This window comes from Nocardia sp. NPDC047648 (genome assembly GCF_040642815.1).
GTDB classification, from domain to species: Bacteria; Actinomycetota; Actinomycetes; order Mycobacteriales; family Mycobacteriaceae; genus Nocardia; species Nocardia gamkensis.
Genome location: NZ_JBEYSX010000003.1, coordinates 349,418 through 366,231 on the forward strand (window position 1 = coordinate 349,418; position 16,814 = coordinate 366,231).

A 16,814-nucleotide genomic window follows, 5' to 3' on the forward strand; every position below is an offset into this window, starting at 1 on the left:
CTCGCATCATTGATCGTTCGCGCCGGCATCATCATCCGATGCCTCTTCGGTCGGCTGTTCGGTGTTTTCCGTCGGATCGGCCACGCCGTCGGTTACCCCGACGAGCGCGTGCCGAAGCACCCTATCGCCGAAGCGATAGCCTTTGCGCATCACAATGCCGATCACCGGATCGTGGCCGGAGCCCTCGTGCTGCACGGCCTCGTGCAGGGTCGGGTCGAAGGGCTCACCCTCCGAACCGAACTCCTCGAGACCCTGCTTGTGCAGCGCGGTCGACAGCTTGTCGGCCACCGACTTCAGCGGACCGGAATCGAGGTCGCCGTGCGCCCGCGCGCGATCGAGATCGTCGAGCACGCCGAGCAGTTCGGTCACCACCGACGCCTTGGCGGAATCGATCGTGGCCTTGCGGTCGCGCTCGACCCGGCGCCGGTAGTTGGCGTACTCCGCGGTCAGCCGCTGCAGGTCGGCGGTGCGCTCGGCGAGCTCACCGCTGATGGCGTCGGCCAGCGCATCGCCGCCGTTGCCGTTCTCCGCACCGTTGCCCGTCTCCGGGGCCTGCGCGGCCGCGGCGCCGTTGTCCGCGGCCGGCTGCCTGATCTCACCGGTCTCCGGATCGATCTTCCGGTTGTCGACGAAGGTGATCGGCTCCTTCTCAGAGTTGCCCTCGGTCACTTCTTCTCCGTGTCGACCGGCTCGTCCACGACCTCGGCATCCACGACCTGGTCATCGTCCTGCGCGCTGCTCGACGCGCCGTTGCCCTGCGCCGCGGCGTCCGCGGCGGAGGCCTCGTAGATGGCCTGGCCGAGGGCCTGCGACTCGGTCGCCAGCTTCTCGACGGCCGCCTTGACCGTGGCGATGTCGGTGCCCTTCAGCGCCTCGTTCGCCTCGGCGATGGCCGCCTCGACCTTGGACTTGACGTCCGCGGGGACCTTGTCCTCGTTCTCCTTGATGAACTTCTCGGTCTGATGCACCAGCGACTCGGCCTGGTTGCGGGTCTCGGCCTCCTCGCGGCGGGCCTTGTCCTCGGCGGCGTGCGCCTCGGCGTCCTTGACCATCCGGTCGATCTCCTCCTTGGACAAGCCGGAGCCGTCCTGGATCTTGATCGTGTTCTCCTTGCCGGTGCCCTTGTCCTTCGCGGTGACGTGCACGATGCCGTTGGCGTCGATGTCGAAGGTGACCTCGATCTGCGGCACGCCGCGCGGGGCGGGCGGGATGCCGGTCAGCTCGAAGGAACCGAGCAGCTTGTTGTGCGAGGCGATCTCGCGCTCACCCTGGAACACCTGGATCTGCACCGACGGCTGGTTGTCGTCGGCGGTGGTGAAGGTCTCCGAGCGCTTGGTGGGGATGGTGGTGTTGCGCTCGATGAGCTTCGTCATCACGCCGCCCTTGGTCTCGATGCCCAGCGACAGCGGGGTCACATCGAGCAGCAGGACGTCCTTGACCTCACCCTTGAGCACACCGGCCTGCAGGGCGGCGCCGACGGCGACGACCTCGTCCGGGTTCACGCCCTTGTTGGGCTCCTTGCCGCCGGTCAGTTCCTTGACCAGATCGGAGACGGCGGGCATACGGGTGGAGCCGCCGACGAGCACCACGTGGTCGATGTCGGACACCTTGATGCCCGCGTCCTTGATCACGGACTGGAACGGCGCGCGGGTGCGGTCGAGCAGGTCCGAGGTGATCTTCTGGAACTCGGCGCGGGTCAGCTGCTCGTCGAGGAACAGCGGGTTCTTGTCCGCGTCGACGGTGATATAGGGCAGGTTGATCGAGGTGCTCTGCGAGGAGCTCAGCTCGATCTTGGCCTTCTCTGCGGCCTCACGCAGCCGCTGCATGGCCATCTTGTCCTTGGTCAGGTCGATGCCCGAGCTGGCCTTGAACTTGTCGACCAGCCACTGCACGACCCGCTCATCCCAGTCGTCACCACCGAGGTGGTTGTCGCCGGAGGTGGCGCGGACCTCGACGACGCCCTCGCCGATTTCCAGCAGCGAGACGTCGAAGGTGCCGCCACCGAGGTCGAAGACCAGGATGGTCTGCTCCTTGTCGCCCTTGTCCAGGCCGTAGGCCAGCGCCGCCGCGGTGGGCTCGTTGACGATGCGCAGGACGTTCAGGCCCGCGATCTGGCCTGCTTCCTTCGTGGCCTGCCGCTGGGCGTCCTCGAAGTAGGCGGGCACGGTGATGACCGCGTCGGTGATCTCCTCACCGAGGTAGGACTCCGCGTCGCGCTTCAGCTTCATCAGCGTGCGCGCGCTGATCTCCTGCGGCGTGTACTTCTTGCCATCGATCTCGACGGTCCAGTCGGTGCCGATGTGCCGCTTGACGGAGCGAATGGTGCGGTCGACGTTGGTGACGGCCTGGTTCTTGGCCGGCTGGCCGACCAGCACCTCGCCGTTCTTCGCGAACGCGACGATCGACGGGGTGGTGCGCGATCCTTCCGAGTTGGCGACGACGACCGGTTCGCCGCCTTCGAGAACGGCGACGACCGAGTTCGTGGTCCCGAGGTCGATTCCGACCGCACGAGCCATTGTGGTTCCTCCTAGTTGACGTACCAATGTGTGTCGGTGCCAGGTGTGTCGGTGCCGGGCGGAAAACCGCCCTGCGACGTCCGGTGAAGGACGCCGCGAGACCTCGCCCCTAGCACCTCACGGAGCACGGCCCCAGCAACACTGAGCGTGGTCGGCTCAATCCTGCCTCGCCGGAGTTCCGGAGTCAACCGAAACTTGAGCCGTACACACTCAATCTTGTCGAAAAGCTCAACGGGTGGCTCGCGCGATTAATTCCCGGACGACCACTGGAGTGGGTGATCCGAGTCACAGCAGGGTTCATCGAGGGGTTCGCTGTCTTCGACGCGAGGCTCCATCACCGAGCACAGTCACAGCGGGCGCACTCGCAGTAGTGTGACGGCGGGCGGCCGGGTCGGCCGCCGTGCGCCGTCGATCCGAGGAGCCGCCATGAGGGCCGCCGTCGTCACCGCCGCCGAGTTCGAGGTCGCGGAGCTGCCCACGCCCCGGCCGGGCGCCGGTCAACTGCTGATCGACGTGTCGCGCTGCGGCATCTGCGGCTCGGACCTGCATGCGCGCACCCACGCCGACGAACTGTCCGACTTGGCCGTGGCCACGGGTTACGAGCACTTCATGCGTTCGGATCAGAGCGTGGTGCTCGGGCACGAATTCAGCGGGACCGTCGTCGATTACGGCCCGGACTGCCGCAGGAGATGGCGAACGGGGACACCGGTGGTGGCGCTTCCGATCGTCCGGCACGGCGAGCAGCCGCACCTGGTAGGGCTGTCGACCGCGGCGCCGGGCGGCTACGCCGAGCAGGTCGTGGTCCAGGAATCGATGACCATGCCGGTGCCCAACGGCTTGTCCGCGGAACACGCCGCGCTGACCGAACCCATGGCGGTGGCCTGGCACGCGGTGCGCAGAGGCCGCGTCGGGAAGGGGCAGACGGCCTTCGTCATCGGCTGCGGGCCGATCGGCCTCGCGGTGATCAGCATGCTGAAGGCCGCGGGGGTGCGCACCGTGGTCGCCAGCGACTTCTCGCCACGCCGGCGCGAACTCGCCACCGCCTGCGGCGCCGATGTGGTGGTGGACCCGGCGGCGGAATCGCCCTGGACGGCCGCCCCGAAGAAGGGCCGGATCAACGGCGTCACCGACATACTCGCTCTCGGCTTCGACGCCATGGACCGCTTGCGGCGGGTCCCCAACCTGCCGTGGTGGTACGTCTTCCGGCTCGCCCACACGTTGAACAAGGGCCCGACCGGGCCGGTGATCTTCGAGTGCGTCGGCGTGCCCGGCATCATCGACCAGATCCTGGCGGCCGCACCGCCGCTGTCCCGCGTGGTGGTGGTCGGGGTGTGCATGGAAACCGACCGCTTCCATCCCGCGATGGCCATCAACAAGGAGATCGAGCTGCGCTTCGTGCTCGGCTACGACCCCGGCGAGTTCCGCGACACCTTGCACATGCTCGCCGAGGGCGAGGTCGACCCCGGCCCGCTGATCACCGGCACCGTCGGGCTCGACGGCGTGGCCGATGCCTTCACCGCCCTCGGTAACCCTGAACGGCACGCGAAGATCCTGATCGATCCGCGCGCTTCCGGCGCCGCCCTGATCTGAGGACGCGCGCTCAGGGCGCGGCGGCGAGAACTTCGTCGGCGATCTTCTCGTCCAGCGTCACCCGCACCAAGGCGGCGGCGAGTTCCGCCGTGTGGTGATCCGGCGCCAGCCGCGCCAGCCGGTCGGGATCCTCCGGCAACTGCACGCGCTTGGCGCCGCGCAAGGCCCGCTCGTCGAAATGCGGCCGGACCCAGGTCCAGATGTCCTGGATCTCGCGCAGGAAGATATGTGCCCCGGTCGGACCGATGCCGTCGAACTCTTGGAGCAGATCCGCGGCTCGCTCGGGGTCGTTGTCCGCCTTCTTCGCCAGTTCCCGCAGGTCACCTTGGTAGCGGTCGAGCAAGCGCGTGGCGTTGTGGTGCAGCCTGGTGGCGGTGCTCTCGTCGTAGCGGCGATAGTTCGCCCGCCCCAGCGCGTCGACCAGTTCCTGCCACTCCGCGTCGGCCACCCGGTGCGGCGTCCGGTAGCCGCTGCTGATCAGCTCTCGCGTGGCCCCGATGGCGATATCGGCGGAAATGCGGGTGCTGAGCAGTTGGGAAAGCATGAGCAACTGAAAGAGCGCGGCCGGTTTGTCATCGAGCGTGATACCCGCTTCCTCGGCATATCCCGTGCCCGCGCGGACGAGCAATTCGTGTACGACGTCCTCTTGGCTCATCGTTACCTCCTCTCGCTACCAAGGCGCATACCCGGCCGCACGGCGACTACACCGCCCGCTGGCGGCGGAATGCGCCCGTCCCCGCAGGTCACGGCGCTTCGGAGGCGGCGGTCAGCGACTCATTCCGGCAGCACGCTCAAGGTGCCCTCCGCACTGCGGGCGGCGGTCAGGCAGGCCGTGGCGGTGAACTGGTCGGCCAGGGGGTGGCGCGCCCGGGCGCGCCATTTCCGGACCGCGGCCACCGCTTGTGCGCGCTGGGCGGGGAACGGCGCGTCGGACGGAAGGCCCAGACGCAGGTGGGGTGCGATTCCCGAGCCGCCGATGAGGCGATGCAGTTCGGCGAGATCGTCGGCGGGCAACGCCAATTCGTCGGTGCGCAGGCGGCCGAGCAGACGCAGCTCGGCGAAACCGTGCACGTCCGCGAGCAAGGTGCGCACCCTGGGCAGCAGGCGATCGGCCGGGGTGCCACGGTAGGCGGTCAGCACCCGGGCCAGCGCGGTGAGCGCGGAATGCGCTTTGAGCTGGTCGGCGCGCTGACCGAACTGCACGTCGAGCACCGAGCGCAGTTCGTCCACTCCGCTGCGGCTGGTCAATTCCTCGGCCAGCGTGGCCGAATCCCGCACGCCGAGCCGGATCAACGTGACCGCCATGCGAATGCCGAACAACCCGAACCGCTCGGCGAGCTGCGCACGCAGCTCCGGCGGCACCGGGAGCGGCATGTCGGCGCGCGCGAATCGATCGGCGGAGAGCAACGCGGCGCTCAGTTCGTCGACCGGCACCCGCGCCAGCGTCTCGAACGCCGCGAACTCCTGCTGACGCAGCGTCGCCGCGGCGAACGCGAGCAGCCCGGCGACCGGGATCACGGCCTGGCACAGCCCCGTCCGTTCCAGCTCCCCGGCGAAACGCGTTGCCACATCCCGCGCCGAGTGCAGCGCATCGATCCGGCCCGCCCCGATCTCGTCGGCGCGCGACACCACGCCGACGATGCCGAGCGGACCGGGCGCCCCCGGCCCGCCGTTGGCCGCGGCGGTTCCCGCGCCCACGCGCTCGAGGAACTGCACGTCCGTCGCGTCCAGCCTGCGCAGCAGGTACACGACGGCGTCGGCGCCCGGAATGGCGATGCCCTGCTCGGCCCGCTCGTCGTCCGCGCCCGGAGTCAGCAGACGCGCGGTGCGCCGCGACACCTCGCGCGACAGCGAGGACGTGCCGGGGGTGTCGATGATCGTGGTCTGCGTGAGCGCCGCGGCGGGCCACTCGACCTCGAGATGGTCGACCTCGCGCGCGGCCGGTGCGTTCCAGTTGAGCCGGTCCAGATCGAAGGTCAGCCCGTGCGTTCCGCTGCCGCGCCGGACCACGACGTGCGCGCGGGCGCCATCGGGGGCGTAGGCCGTCACGCTGGGCGTGGATCCGTACCGATACCAGGTGACCACCCTGGTGCATTCGGTCGCGTCGGTGGGCGCAATATCTTGTCCGACAAGGGAATTCAGCAATGTGGATTTGCCCGCCTTGATCGAACCGGCCAGCGCGACGCGCAACGGCTGGTCCAATCGGCGGGCACAATCGGCCAGCAGGGCACGCGGGCGCGGCTCGCCCGCCAGCGCCGCCTGCGCCGCGCCGACCAGCCGATGGGCCTCGGCGACGATTCCCGGCACCGGGCCACCATCACGTCTCACGGGGCTACCGTACCGGCGGGTCCCATCGGTAGTGCGGTCTGCATGGCATCGGCGTATCGGCGCAGTTCCGCGACCACGCGCAGTTGCTGTTCCAGTTGCGCACCGCGTTCGGCGCGGCTGGTGGCGACCATGGACGCCGCCTCCTGCGCGGCCCGCAGCGACTCGTCGATCGAGCGCAGACTGCGTTCGGCGACGCCCGCGTAGTGGTCGCGCAACGCGCGATGGATGCGGTGCAGCCGGTCCTTCGACTCCTTGCCCGCCTGAAACGCCACGTCGTCCACGAAACGGCGCACCGCCGCCTTCGCCTCGTTGCGCCGCTTGGCCAGCCTGGCCTGCTTGTCGTCCCGGAAAGCCTTGCCGCCCACGATCAATCCCGCGCCGATGGAGATCGGGTTGAGCATGGCGAGTCCGGCGAAGGTGCTGGCCAGCCCGACCATGAGCACACCGCCGTAGGAGCCGCGCATGCCGACGAGCAGCTTGCTGCCGAAACCGATGTCGGGTTCCAGATCGGCGAGCGTGCCGGAGAGGGCGCGGCCGGAGTCGGCTCCGGCGCCGGGGCGCACGTCCGGCAGGTCGACGGCGCCGAGTTCGGAGAAATGTTCGGCGACGCGCTCGGCGAGTTGAACAGCCCGGGAATGGGTCCACAGCAGGTTGTCGCCGAGGGCCGTGTCGACGGTGCCGGTGAGGTGTTCGGCGATGCGGTCCCAGTGCCTGCCCGGGTCGTGCTCGTCGATCCATTCCTCGGTGGTGCGGGCGAGATTGCGCAGACGGTCGCGCAGATCGTGGTCGACGTCCCCGGCCAGGTCGGTGATGCCATCCGCGAGCGTCTGCTGCCATGCGGCGGTCCTGCGGTGCAGTTCCTCGGCCGAGGCGCGGGCGGACTGCAGCTCGCGCACCGCCGCCGCACCCTGCGCCGGATCGCGGATCGCGACCAGCTCGCTGCCCAGCGCCAGCGCGAGATGCTCCGCCGCGGAACGGATATCGCGGGCCACGGCGGCCCGGGTAGCCAACTGGTCGCGCGCAACGACCTGGTCGCGCAGAAACGTGTAGAGCACGCCGAAGCCGGATTCGACGCCGAGCTGCTGGTCCTGCAATCGCATCGCGTGGCCGCGCAGCAGCGACGACACCGGGATCATCGGCACGTCGAGGCGGGCCCGTGCGAGATGGTGCAGATCGGCTTCGTGCACCTGCCGCCAATGCGGGTACAGGTCGGTCTTGGTGAGCAACAGCGCGACCGTCGGGCACAGCTCCCGCACCTGCCGCAGGAATGCCAGTTCGGGCTCGGTGAGTTCGGTCGACGCGTCCGACAGCACCAGCACCGCGTCCGCGGCGGGCACCATTCCGAGCACGCCCGCCGCGTGGGCGTTGCCGTGTCCGCCGACGCCCGGAGTGTCGATCAGCACGATCCCGTCGGCCAGCAGCGCGTTGGGAATCTGGACCTCGAGGCGCACGATCCGCCGTCCCTGCGCCAGCGGTGAGCGCTGATCGATCGCGCCGATCTCCGCGATCGGCACCGCCACCCTGGTCTCCGCGCCGCTGGAATCGCCGTGCGCCGCGAGCACCAGTTCCGCGCGCGGCTCGGCGCCGTGCGCGAGCAGCATCGGCACCGTGGTGGTGGCGTCGTCGCCCACCGGGCAGATGTCCAGGTTCAGGAGCGCGTTGACGAAACGGCTCTTGCCCTGGTCCAGCTGTCCGGCGACGACGATGCGCCTGCGTGGGTCACGAACCCGGTCGGCCGCCACTTCCAGGCGGCCGACCAGATCGTTGCGGCCCGCGGCACGGGCCGCCGCGATGGTTTCACCGAGTACCGAGAGCAGCGGTACCGCCGGTGGAGTGGCGTTCGGTGCGGGCGTCCCCATCGCGGTATGGACCTCTTTCCGTATTACCGGGCAACTGTCAGTGCAGGAATGTATCGCCACCCAGGTCGGCGCCCGCCGAACCACTGAACTCCGTGCCCGCGTGGCTGTCTCCGAACAGGCCCGCGTCGGTGTCGCCGCTGCTGTCCAGGCCCGACCCGAAGGCGCTCGACACATCCAGCGAGGACCAGGTGTGCGCGGTCGAGCCGACACTGCCGCCGAGACCCGCACCGGTGTCCACCGCGCCGTGCGCCGCGCCGCTCGCCGATCCCGCCATTCCGGCGCCCGCGTCTGCCGCGCCGCCGACGGCCGACTGCGCGCTTCCGCCGAGACCAGCCGTGGCATCGAGGCCCGAGGACGCGTGCGAGCCGATACCGCTGTCCAGGCTCGAACCGACGTGCGCACCCGCACTCGACGCGCCTTCCAGACCGCTCGACAGGCCCCCGCCCACGTTGCCCGCCGCACCGAGACCAGTGGACAGGCCACTCTCCAAGCCCGTACCCGCGTGACCCGCCGCGCCGACACCGGTCGACAAGCCACTCTCCAAGCCCGCACCCGCATGACCTGCCGCGCCGACACCGGTCGACAAGCCGCTCTCCAAGCCCGCACCCGCACTGACCGCGCTGTCGATTCCGGTCGAGAGGCCGGAGGTGGCGTGCGAACCGATGCCGCTGTCGAGGTTCGAACCCAGGTGCGCACCGGCACTCGACGCGCCCTCCAGACCGCTCGACAGGCCCCCGCCCACGTTGCCCGCAGCACCGAGACCAGTGGACAGGCCGCTTTCCAAGCCCGCACCCGCGTGACCCGTCGCGCCGACACCGGTCGACAGACCGCTCTCCAAGCCCGCACCCGCATGACCCGCCGCACCGACACCCGTCGACAAGCCACTCTCCAAGCCCGCACCCGCGTGACCCGCCGCGTTGTCGATTCCGGCCGAGAGGCCGGAGCCGAGCCCGGCAGCCGCATCGAGTCCGGCCGACAGGCCCGAACCCAGTCCGGCACCCGCCTGTGCTCCGGCGTCGAGGGCGCCGGTGAGTCCGGTTCCCAGGCCGGTACCAGCGTGCACCGCACTGTCCACGCCGGTGGACAGCCCACCGCCGAGGCCGGTAGACAGGCCCGTCTCCAGTCCGGTCGCACCGTGGACCCCGGCATCGAACGCCCCGCCGAGCCCGCTTTCCAGGCCCGCGCCGCCCTGCCCGCCGGTGTTCAGCGAGCTCTCCAGCCCGCCACCGAGTTCCGCTCCGGTGCTCACGGCCGCGCCCAGACCCGTCGCGAGGCCGGTCTCGAGACCCGCCGTCGCTTGCGTTCCCAGGTTTCCGGCTCCGCCGACGGCAGAGGAGAAATTGCTTCCGAGTCCGGCGGCCGCATTACCGGAGCCTTGTGCCGCGGTGTCGATTCCACCGGTGAGCCCGGCCGTCGCCTGGCCCGCGGCGCCGAGCGCGCCGCCCAGACCGGTCTCCAGACCGGAACCGATCTGCGCACCCGCGTCGGCCGCACCGTGCAGTCCGGTGGAAATCCCGGCACCGGCCTGCCCACTGGCGCCGAGACCCGTCGCCAGGTCGCCCGCGGCACCCACAGCACTCTGAAAACCAGCGCCCGAGCCCGTGGCGGCGTCCACCGCACCCTCGAGACCCGCACCGGCCCCGGCCTGCCCGGCGGCACCGAGGCCTGCGGTCAGACCACTCGCGGCGTCTACAGCGCCCTCGAGACCCGCACCAGCCGAGCCGCCCGCATTCAGCGCCGCATCGGCAGCGCCTTGCAGGCCACCACCCACACCGGCACCGAGACCGACCGTCAGATCAGTCGCCGCACCCGCCGCGCCGCCCAGACCCGTGGCGGCATCCGCCGCACCACCGATTGCGCCGTCGAGACCCGCGCCCAGCCCGGTCGTCGCATCGACAGCGCCCTCCAGACCCGCGCCGAGCCCAGTGGTCACGTCGGTCGTCGCGTCCAGACCACCTTCGAGACCCGCACCCACTCCCGTCGCGGCACCACCAACCGCACTTTCGAGTCCGGCGCTCAGATCAGTCGACGCGCCACCTTCGAGGCCAGCGCCCAGACCGGTGGTGATGTCCACCGCACCACCGACCGCGCCCTCCAAACCTGCGCCGAGCCCGGTCGTCGCATCGACGGCACCGTTGAGACCAGCCCCCAGCCCGGCACCGGCCTGCCCACCGGCGCCCAGGGCCGCATCCACACCCGTCGTCAAACCACCAGCCGCGTCGACAGCGCCCTCGAGACCCGCGCCCACACCGGTCGCCTGATTCGCCGCGCCTCCGACGGCACCGCCCAAATCCGCGCCGAGTCCGGTTGTCGCGTCCACCGCGCCGCCGAGACCAGCACCCGCCTGTCCACCGGCGCCGAGCGCCGCGTCCAGACCGGTCGTCGAACCACCGACGGTGCCTTCGAGACCCGCGCCGACGCCGGTTGCCAGATCCGCCGCACCACCGACCGCACTTTCGAAACCGGCGGTCAGGCCGGTCACCGCACTCGCGGCACCTCCCAGGCCCGTGGTGACATCCGCCGCGCCGCCGACCGCGCCCTCCAAACCTGCGCCGAGCCCGGTCGTCGCATCGACGGCACCGTTGAGACCAGCGCCGAGGCCGGTGGTCGCATCGACGGCGCCCTCCAGACCCGCGCTCACGTCGGTCGCCGCGCCCAAACCGCCCTCCAGACCCGCGCTCACATCGGTCGCCGCGCCGAGACCACCCTCGAGGCCCGCGTTCAAGCCGGTGCTGATGTCCGCCGCGCCTCCTACCGCGCCTTCCAGGCCTGCGCCGAGACCCGTGGTGATGTCCGCCGCGCCCCCGATGGCGGTTTCCAGACCGGCACCGAGTCCGGTCGTCGCGCCGACAGCGCCTTCGAGGCCCGCCCCCACACCGGCGCCGAGGTCGGCGCCCGTCTGCACGCCGCCGCCGAGGCCCGCGGTCAGGCCGGTCGCCGCGCCCACCGCACCTTCGAGGCCCGCGCCGAGCCCGGTCGCCAAACCGGTCGTCGCGTCCACGACGCCGCCAAGACCCGCGCCCGCCTGCGCACCGGCACCGAGCACGGCATCCACACCCGTGGTCAGGCCGGTCGCCGCGTCCACCGCACCCTGGAGGCCGGCGCCGAGACCAGCACCGAGGTCCGCTGCCCCGTTCACCGCGCCCTCCAGCCCGCCGCCCAGGCCCGCCGCCGCGTCCACCGCGCCTTCCAGGCCCGCGCCGAGTCCGGCACCAGCGCCGACTGCCGCGTCGATACCGGTGGAGAGGCCGGTGCCGAGTCCTGCGCCGATGTTTCCCGCGCCTTCGGCGTCGGTGTCCAGGTCGATGCCCCCGCCGATGCCACTGATCACCTGCGCGCCCGCACCGAGCAGGCCGCCCACGGCGGCGGACAAGTCGGCGCCCGCGTTCACCACGGTGTCGAGCCCCGCGGCCAGTCCCGCGCCCAGACCCGCGCCGAGTTCCAGTCCGGTCTCGATCGCGGTGTTCAGGCCCGCACCGACGTCGACGCCCGTACCGATACCCAGGTCGACGCCGCCGCCCGCGCCCAGGTCCACTCCGAGATCAGCACCCAGGTCGACTCCGGCATCCGCCACTGCCGCCACACCCACGGTGCTCGCCGCGCCGACCGCGGCGGCGGCACCGGTCTGCGCGCCTACCGCCACGATGGACTGCAACTGGGAACCGCCGGTCACCAGCGCCGACTCCGCGACCATCGGAGCGCAGAGGGCGATGTCCTCCGGCGTCACCGCGCTCAGGCCCGCGGCGGCCAGCGCCTGGGTCGGGTTGGCGCAGTAGGCGACCGCGGCCTCGTGGTTCCGCAGCAGATCGAGGATGAACTCCAGAATCGCATTGGGTGTCATGAGAATCTTCTCCTGAGTCCCGGCGGACCTCGCTGATCCGCAGTCGTTGGAATGCAAATCACGCTAGGAGCGCATCCCGTTACGCCGAAACGGGGCGAACCCCTACGACCGGCCGGGGGCACCCGATAGGGGCGGGAGCGGAATTAGGGGAATTTCCCTAAACGATCCCCTAACGAGGTAACGGCTGATGGCCAGCAACCGACAGAACGGTTGCGTCGGCAACTACAACGCCCAGCGCACCAGCTCGGACACACAGCGACACCGGACCAGACAGTTTTTCGAACGGGGTTCTCGAATGACACAGCGCCTGGCGCTCGGCATCACTGTCGGGGCGTCGAATTCGGTCGCCGTGGCGGCAACGGAAGAGGGCGACGACGGCCTCGGCCCGTCCGGCGGCGGTTATCTACGCTCGCATCCGAGCGTGTTGCGGCTGTCGGAGGACATGGCGCCCACGCTGGGCGCGGGTGCGCGCTCCACCGGCCGCCATTCCAGCGACATCCTGCTGGAAGGTTTTCTCGCCAGGGTCGGCGACCCGGTCGGCATCCTCGCCGAGGACGGCTCCTCTTATTCCGCGCCCGACCTGGTGGCGACCGCGATCGGATGCCTGGTCGACGAGATCGCCGCCGAGACGGGACGAAGCGGCGCCCAGGCGACGGTCGCCTGCCACCCGGCGTGGTGGTCGCGGCACACCGTCGACATCCAGCGCGACGCTTTGGAGCGAGCCGGGCTCGGCGAGGTGACGCTGGTGCCGGAGCCGACCGCCGCGATCCGCTGGCTCGACGCCGCGCACGGTTGGGCCGACGACGGCGCGGTGATCGTGTTCGATCTCGGCGCGACCGGCTCGACCGTCTCGGTGGTACGCACCGGCGAGCACGCCAGCCTGCTGGGCACGCCGCTGCGCAACACCGATGTCGCCGGCGCCGAATTCGATCTGCTGACCATGCGCTATGTCCTGGCAAATGCGGTGCTCGCCGCGGATTTCGATCCGTTCGATCCGGTCGTGGAACGCGAATTATCGGCTTTGCGTGAGCGCTGCAGAAAAGCGAAAGAAGAGCTTTCCATAAACACCGCGACGGTTGTTCCGGTTCGGCTGGACCCCGCGGATCCGCACGGCACCGTGCGGCTGGTGCGCGGTGAACTGGAAGACCTGCTGCGTGGACCGCTGTCGAGTGCGATGGACCTGATCCGCGACGCGGTGCACCGGGCCGGTCTCGACATCGGCGATGTCGGCCGCGTCCTGCTCACCGGTGGGGGCGGCGCGATCCCCCTGGTCGCCGAACTCGTCTCCACCGAATTCGGATTGCCCGTCGTGGCGGCTCCCGATCCGGAGCACACCACCGCCCGCGGCGCCGCGCTGCTGGCCGCCGATCTGCTCGCCGCCGAGACCGACCAGCTCCCGTTGGTGGACCCGGTGGCCGAGGACGAGACCGTGCCGCAGCCCAGAGCGCTCCCCTCGGCGGGACTCGCGGCGCTGCCCGAGGAACGTCCCGCCCGCCGCCGCGCGCTGACCAGCAGGCAGCGCCTCGCGGTCGTGGCGGGCACCGCGGCCGCCATCGGCCTGCTGGCCACCGGCACCCTGGCCATCGGCACGGGCATCCAGTCCGGTCCGAGCACTCCCGCCTCGACCGAGCAGTCCTCCACCGGCGCCGCGCAGGTCGCCGCGACGCCGGGAGCGCGGACGAGCGACCCGTCCGCACCGTCCGGCGTCGCCGCCACGGACTCCGCGAGTTCGCCCGGACGGGCCGGCGCCGGGACCTCGCAGGCAGGTTCGCCCACGTCCCCCGCCCAGGGCACCACCGTGGCGGTGGTGAACAGCGAGCAGAGTCCCGATCAACCCGCCCCTGCTCCCGCCGCGGACGCCCCGGCGCCGCAACCCGCGCCGCAGCCGCAATCCCAGCAGCCTTCTCCCGCGCCCGCTCCCGCGCCCGCACCGGCGCCCACCAACCCGTCGCCGCCCACCCAGCAGCAGCCACGGCCCACCCAGCCCACCGCGCCGAGCCTGCCGACCGGCGTACTGGGCGACACCCTCGGCACGGTGCTTCGCGCCCCCGGCGAGATCCTGGGAGGCTCCGGTGGCTGATACCGCCTTCGACACCCTCCCGTGCGCCCGCGACATCTTCCGCGATCTGGACTCCGCCGACGACCAGCCGGTGGTCTACCTGATCCGCGGCCGGTCCCAGACCGGCAAGTCGACACTGCTCGCGGAGATCCGGGCTCGCCTGCGCGCCAAGGGCGTCCCGCTACAGGACGACATCGCGGCTCTCCAGCACGCGCGCGCGGGCAACGGCGCGCATTCGCTGACCCGCGCGCCGGCCACGGTCGCGGGCGGCGCGGCAGGCGTGACGACCGATACCGCCCGCCCGGCCCTGATCATCGACAACGCCCACAAGCTCGGTCACCTCGATCTCGAATATCTTTGCGCCGCAGTGGAATCCGGGCATCGAACGATGGTGATCGCCGCCCAGCCCCGCCCGCACGATCCGCGTCTGCGGATGCTCGCCGACGCGGTCGCCCGGCGCGGTCGCGTCGTGGACCTCCGCCCGCTCGGCGTCGCGGACATGGCGCCGTTCGCCAGGGAACTGGGCATGATGGTGCCGCGGCAGGTCGCTCAGCACATCCACCTGCAGACCGCAGGTATCCGCGGCGGTGTGGTGGCCGCGCTCACCGCCGCCTGCTCGGCGCGCCTGGACGCGGGCATCTCCGCCGTCGACACGGCCGTCGCCGCGTGGGCGCGCGGGTTGCTGGACAACCTCGAGCCCGACCTGCTGGAGACGCTGGTGGTGGCCACCACGGGCACGGGTCTGGATTCCAGCGAGCTCACCGAGGTGCTCGGCGTGGAACAGTCCGTCGCGCAGGATCTCATCGACCGCGCCAGGGCCAGCGCCCTGGTGACCGATGCCGACCTGCTGCTGGAACCCGCCGTCGCGCCCCTGCGCACGCTGCTCGGCGACCGCAGGTTCGTCGCCGTCGAGCGCCGGTTGCTCGGCGCCCGGCTGGAAGCGGGCCTGCTGCGCGACCGCACCGCGCTGCAACTGGCCGAGTCCGGCGTCCGGGACCCTCGTCTGGCCGACTTCCTCGTCGGCGCAGCGGAGCAGGCGGGCCGCGACGCGGTTCGCTACTACGCCGCCGCCGCGGCCGCCGGAGCCGAACTCGATCTGATCGCGCTGCGCTGGGCCGAGGCCGCGGCACGGACCGGTGACGGCGACACGGCCATGCGGCTGGCCGAGCCGATGCTGGCGCGTTCGGGCAGCACCGGCACGGAACTGGCGACGGCGGTGCGGATCTGCGCGGCGGTGCTCACCCGACGCGGCCTGGTCGGTCGCGCGGCGCAGCTGTACACCTGGCTCGGCGGGCACCGGGTCGGCCCGGACTGGGCGGTCGGCGCCACGGTGTTGTGCCTGGCGGGCGACGTGTCGGGCGCCAGGGAGATGTCCTCCTCGTCGACGGAGTGGCCGCCCACCGAGGCGGGCGCGCACGCGCGGCTGATCGCGACCGCGCTCGCGGACACCATCGAACCGGGCAACAACACCGCGGCGGCGGTATCGGCGCTGGTGCAAGCCGCGCACGCGGACGCGGGCGTGGACCGTTTCCTGCCGTGCACGGCGGCCTCCATCGCCACGCTGCTCTCGCTGGGCACCGGCGAGCCCCGCCGCGCCCAGGACGCCTTGCGGCGGGCCACCGCGAGTGGGCTGCGCTGCCATCAGCTCGACGTGCTCGCGGCCTGGACTGCGATGCTCGGCGGCGACGAGCGCGCCGCCGCGGCCACCGTGGCCGCGCTCGACCACGACCGGCTCGATCTGCGCGACCGGCTGCTGGCGCACGGCGTGGCGGTCGGCCTCGCCCGGCGCAGCGGCGATCACACCGCGCTGGCGCGCGCGTGGCAGGAGGCGTATCCGCTGTTCGACGACGTGCAGGCCGACCTGCTCGCGCTGCTGCCGATCGGCGAACTGTGGCTGGCCGCCATCCGGATGCGCGACGAACGCCGCATCACGCCCCTGGTGGACGCGGCGCTCGCGCTGCTGCACCGCTTGAATGATCCGCCCGCGTGGTCCAACGCCTTCCACTGGTACGGCGTGCAGGCCGCGATCGCGCACGAGAGCCCCGGGGCGCTGTTGCCGCACGCGCGAGCGCTGAAGGCCGCGGCCGAGGCGGGTGACCGGCACGCCGCCGTGCTCGCCGACGCGGGCCGCACCTGGGTGCTCGTGCTGCGCGGCCAGGTCGCCACCGCACCGGTCCACGCGGCGGTCGCCGCACTCACCGAGATCGGCATGACCTGGGACGGCGCCCGGCTGGCCAGCGAGGCGGCGCTCGCGGCGCCCGACTCCGCGACGGCCACCGCGCTGCTGAAACTGGCCCGCACGGTCCGCGCCGACGCCCGCCCGCAGGAGCCGCAGCCTCGGCCGCAGGCCCCTGCCGCCGCCGACGGCGAGGCCGCGCCGCCGCCCGCGCCGCCGCAGGCCACGATCCTCAGCGAACGGGAACGCGAAGTGGCGGAACTGGTTCTGCTCGGGCTCACCTATCGCGAGATCGGTGCGCGCCTGTACATTTCGGCGAAGACGGTCGAGCACCATGTAGCGCGCATCCGACGCCGGGTCGGTGCCCGTTCCCGTTCGGAGCTATTGTCGATGCTCCGCGCCATGGGACACGGTTCGCTTCTGGTGTGACCGGGCGCGGTTCATC

9 protein-coding genes are annotated in these 16,814 nt (G+C 71.5%); 3 read left to right on the forward strand and 6 right to left on the reverse strand.

The features are described from left to right. Nucleotides 1-6: 6 nt before the first annotated feature. Both grpE and dnaK read right to left on the reverse strand, forming a co-directional pair. On the reverse strand, nucleotides 7-669 hold the full coding sequence (gene grpE, locus ABZ803_RS10310) for a nucleotide exchange factor GrpE (protein WP_357034956.1): 663 nt from the start codon (nucleotides 667-669) through the stop codon (nucleotides 7-9). Beyond that, complete coding sequence (dnaK, locus tag ABZ803_RS10315) at nucleotides 666-2,516, reverse strand: molecular chaperone DnaK (protein ID WP_357034959.1); 1,851 nt, start codon at nucleotides 2,514-2,516, stop codon at nucleotides 666-668. Before dnaK ends, grpE begins: the two co-directional genes overlap by 4 nt. A 426-nt stretch (nucleotides 2,517-2,942) precedes the next feature. On the opposite strand from dnaK, the gene ABZ803_RS10320 reads away from it, so the two are divergent. Continuing rightward, on the forward strand, nucleotides 2,943-4,106 hold the full coding sequence (locus ABZ803_RS10320) for a zinc-binding dehydrogenase (protein ID WP_357034962.1): 1,164 nt from the start codon (nucleotides 2,943-2,945) through the stop codon (nucleotides 4,104-4,106). Between the two features lie 10 nt (nucleotides 4,107-4,116). Here ABZ803_RS10320 and ABZ803_RS10325 read toward each other — a convergent pair whose 3' ends face one another. The 4 genes from ABZ803_RS10325 to ABZ803_RS10340 all read right to left on the reverse strand — a co-directional run bounded on the left by ABZ803_RS10325 (nucleotide 4,117) and on the right by ABZ803_RS10340 (nucleotide 12,134). After that, the gene (locus tag ABZ803_RS10325) at nucleotides 4,117-4,761 is read right to left on the reverse strand and encodes a hypothetical protein (protein ID WP_062977595.1); all 645 of its coding nucleotides are present in this window, start codon (nucleotides 4,759-4,761) and stop codon (nucleotides 4,117-4,119) included. 119 nt (nucleotides 4,762-4,880) lie between these two features. Beyond that, the gene (locus tag ABZ803_RS10330) at nucleotides 4,881-6,434 is read right to left on the reverse strand and encodes a dynamin family protein (protein ID WP_357034965.1); all 1,554 of its coding nucleotides are present in this window, start codon (nucleotides 6,432-6,434) and stop codon (nucleotides 4,881-4,883) included. Further along, complete coding sequence (locus ABZ803_RS10335; protein WP_357034968.1) at nucleotides 6,431-8,293, reverse strand: dynamin family protein; 1,863 nt, start codon at nucleotides 8,291-8,293, stop codon at nucleotides 6,431-6,433. Before ABZ803_RS10335 ends, ABZ803_RS10330 begins: the two co-directional genes overlap by 4 nt. A 37-nt stretch (nucleotides 8,294-8,330) precedes the next feature. Next, nucleotides 8,331-12,134: an IniB N-terminal domain-containing protein gene (locus ABZ803_RS10340; protein WP_357034971.1), complete on the reverse strand. Its 3,804-nt coding sequence runs from the start codon at nucleotides 12,132-12,134 to the stop codon at nucleotides 8,331-8,333. A 295-nt stretch (nucleotides 12,135-12,429) separates the two neighbouring features. Here ABZ803_RS10340 and ABZ803_RS10345 point away from each other — a divergent pair, with 295 nt between their 5' ends. Next, nucleotides 12,430-14,214, forward strand: coding sequence for an Hsp70 family protein (locus ABZ803_RS10345; protein WP_357034974.1), 1,785 nt, complete (start codon nucleotides 12,430-12,432; stop codon nucleotides 14,212-14,214). After that, complete coding sequence (locus ABZ803_RS10350) at nucleotides 14,207-16,798, forward strand: LuxR C-terminal-related transcriptional regulator (RefSeq protein ID WP_357034977.1); 2,592 nt, start codon at nucleotides 14,207-14,209, stop codon at nucleotides 16,796-16,798. The genes ABZ803_RS10345 and ABZ803_RS10350 overlap by 8 nt, the downstream gene beginning before the upstream one ends. The last annotated feature ends 16 nt before the right edge of the window (nucleotides 16,799-16,814 follow it).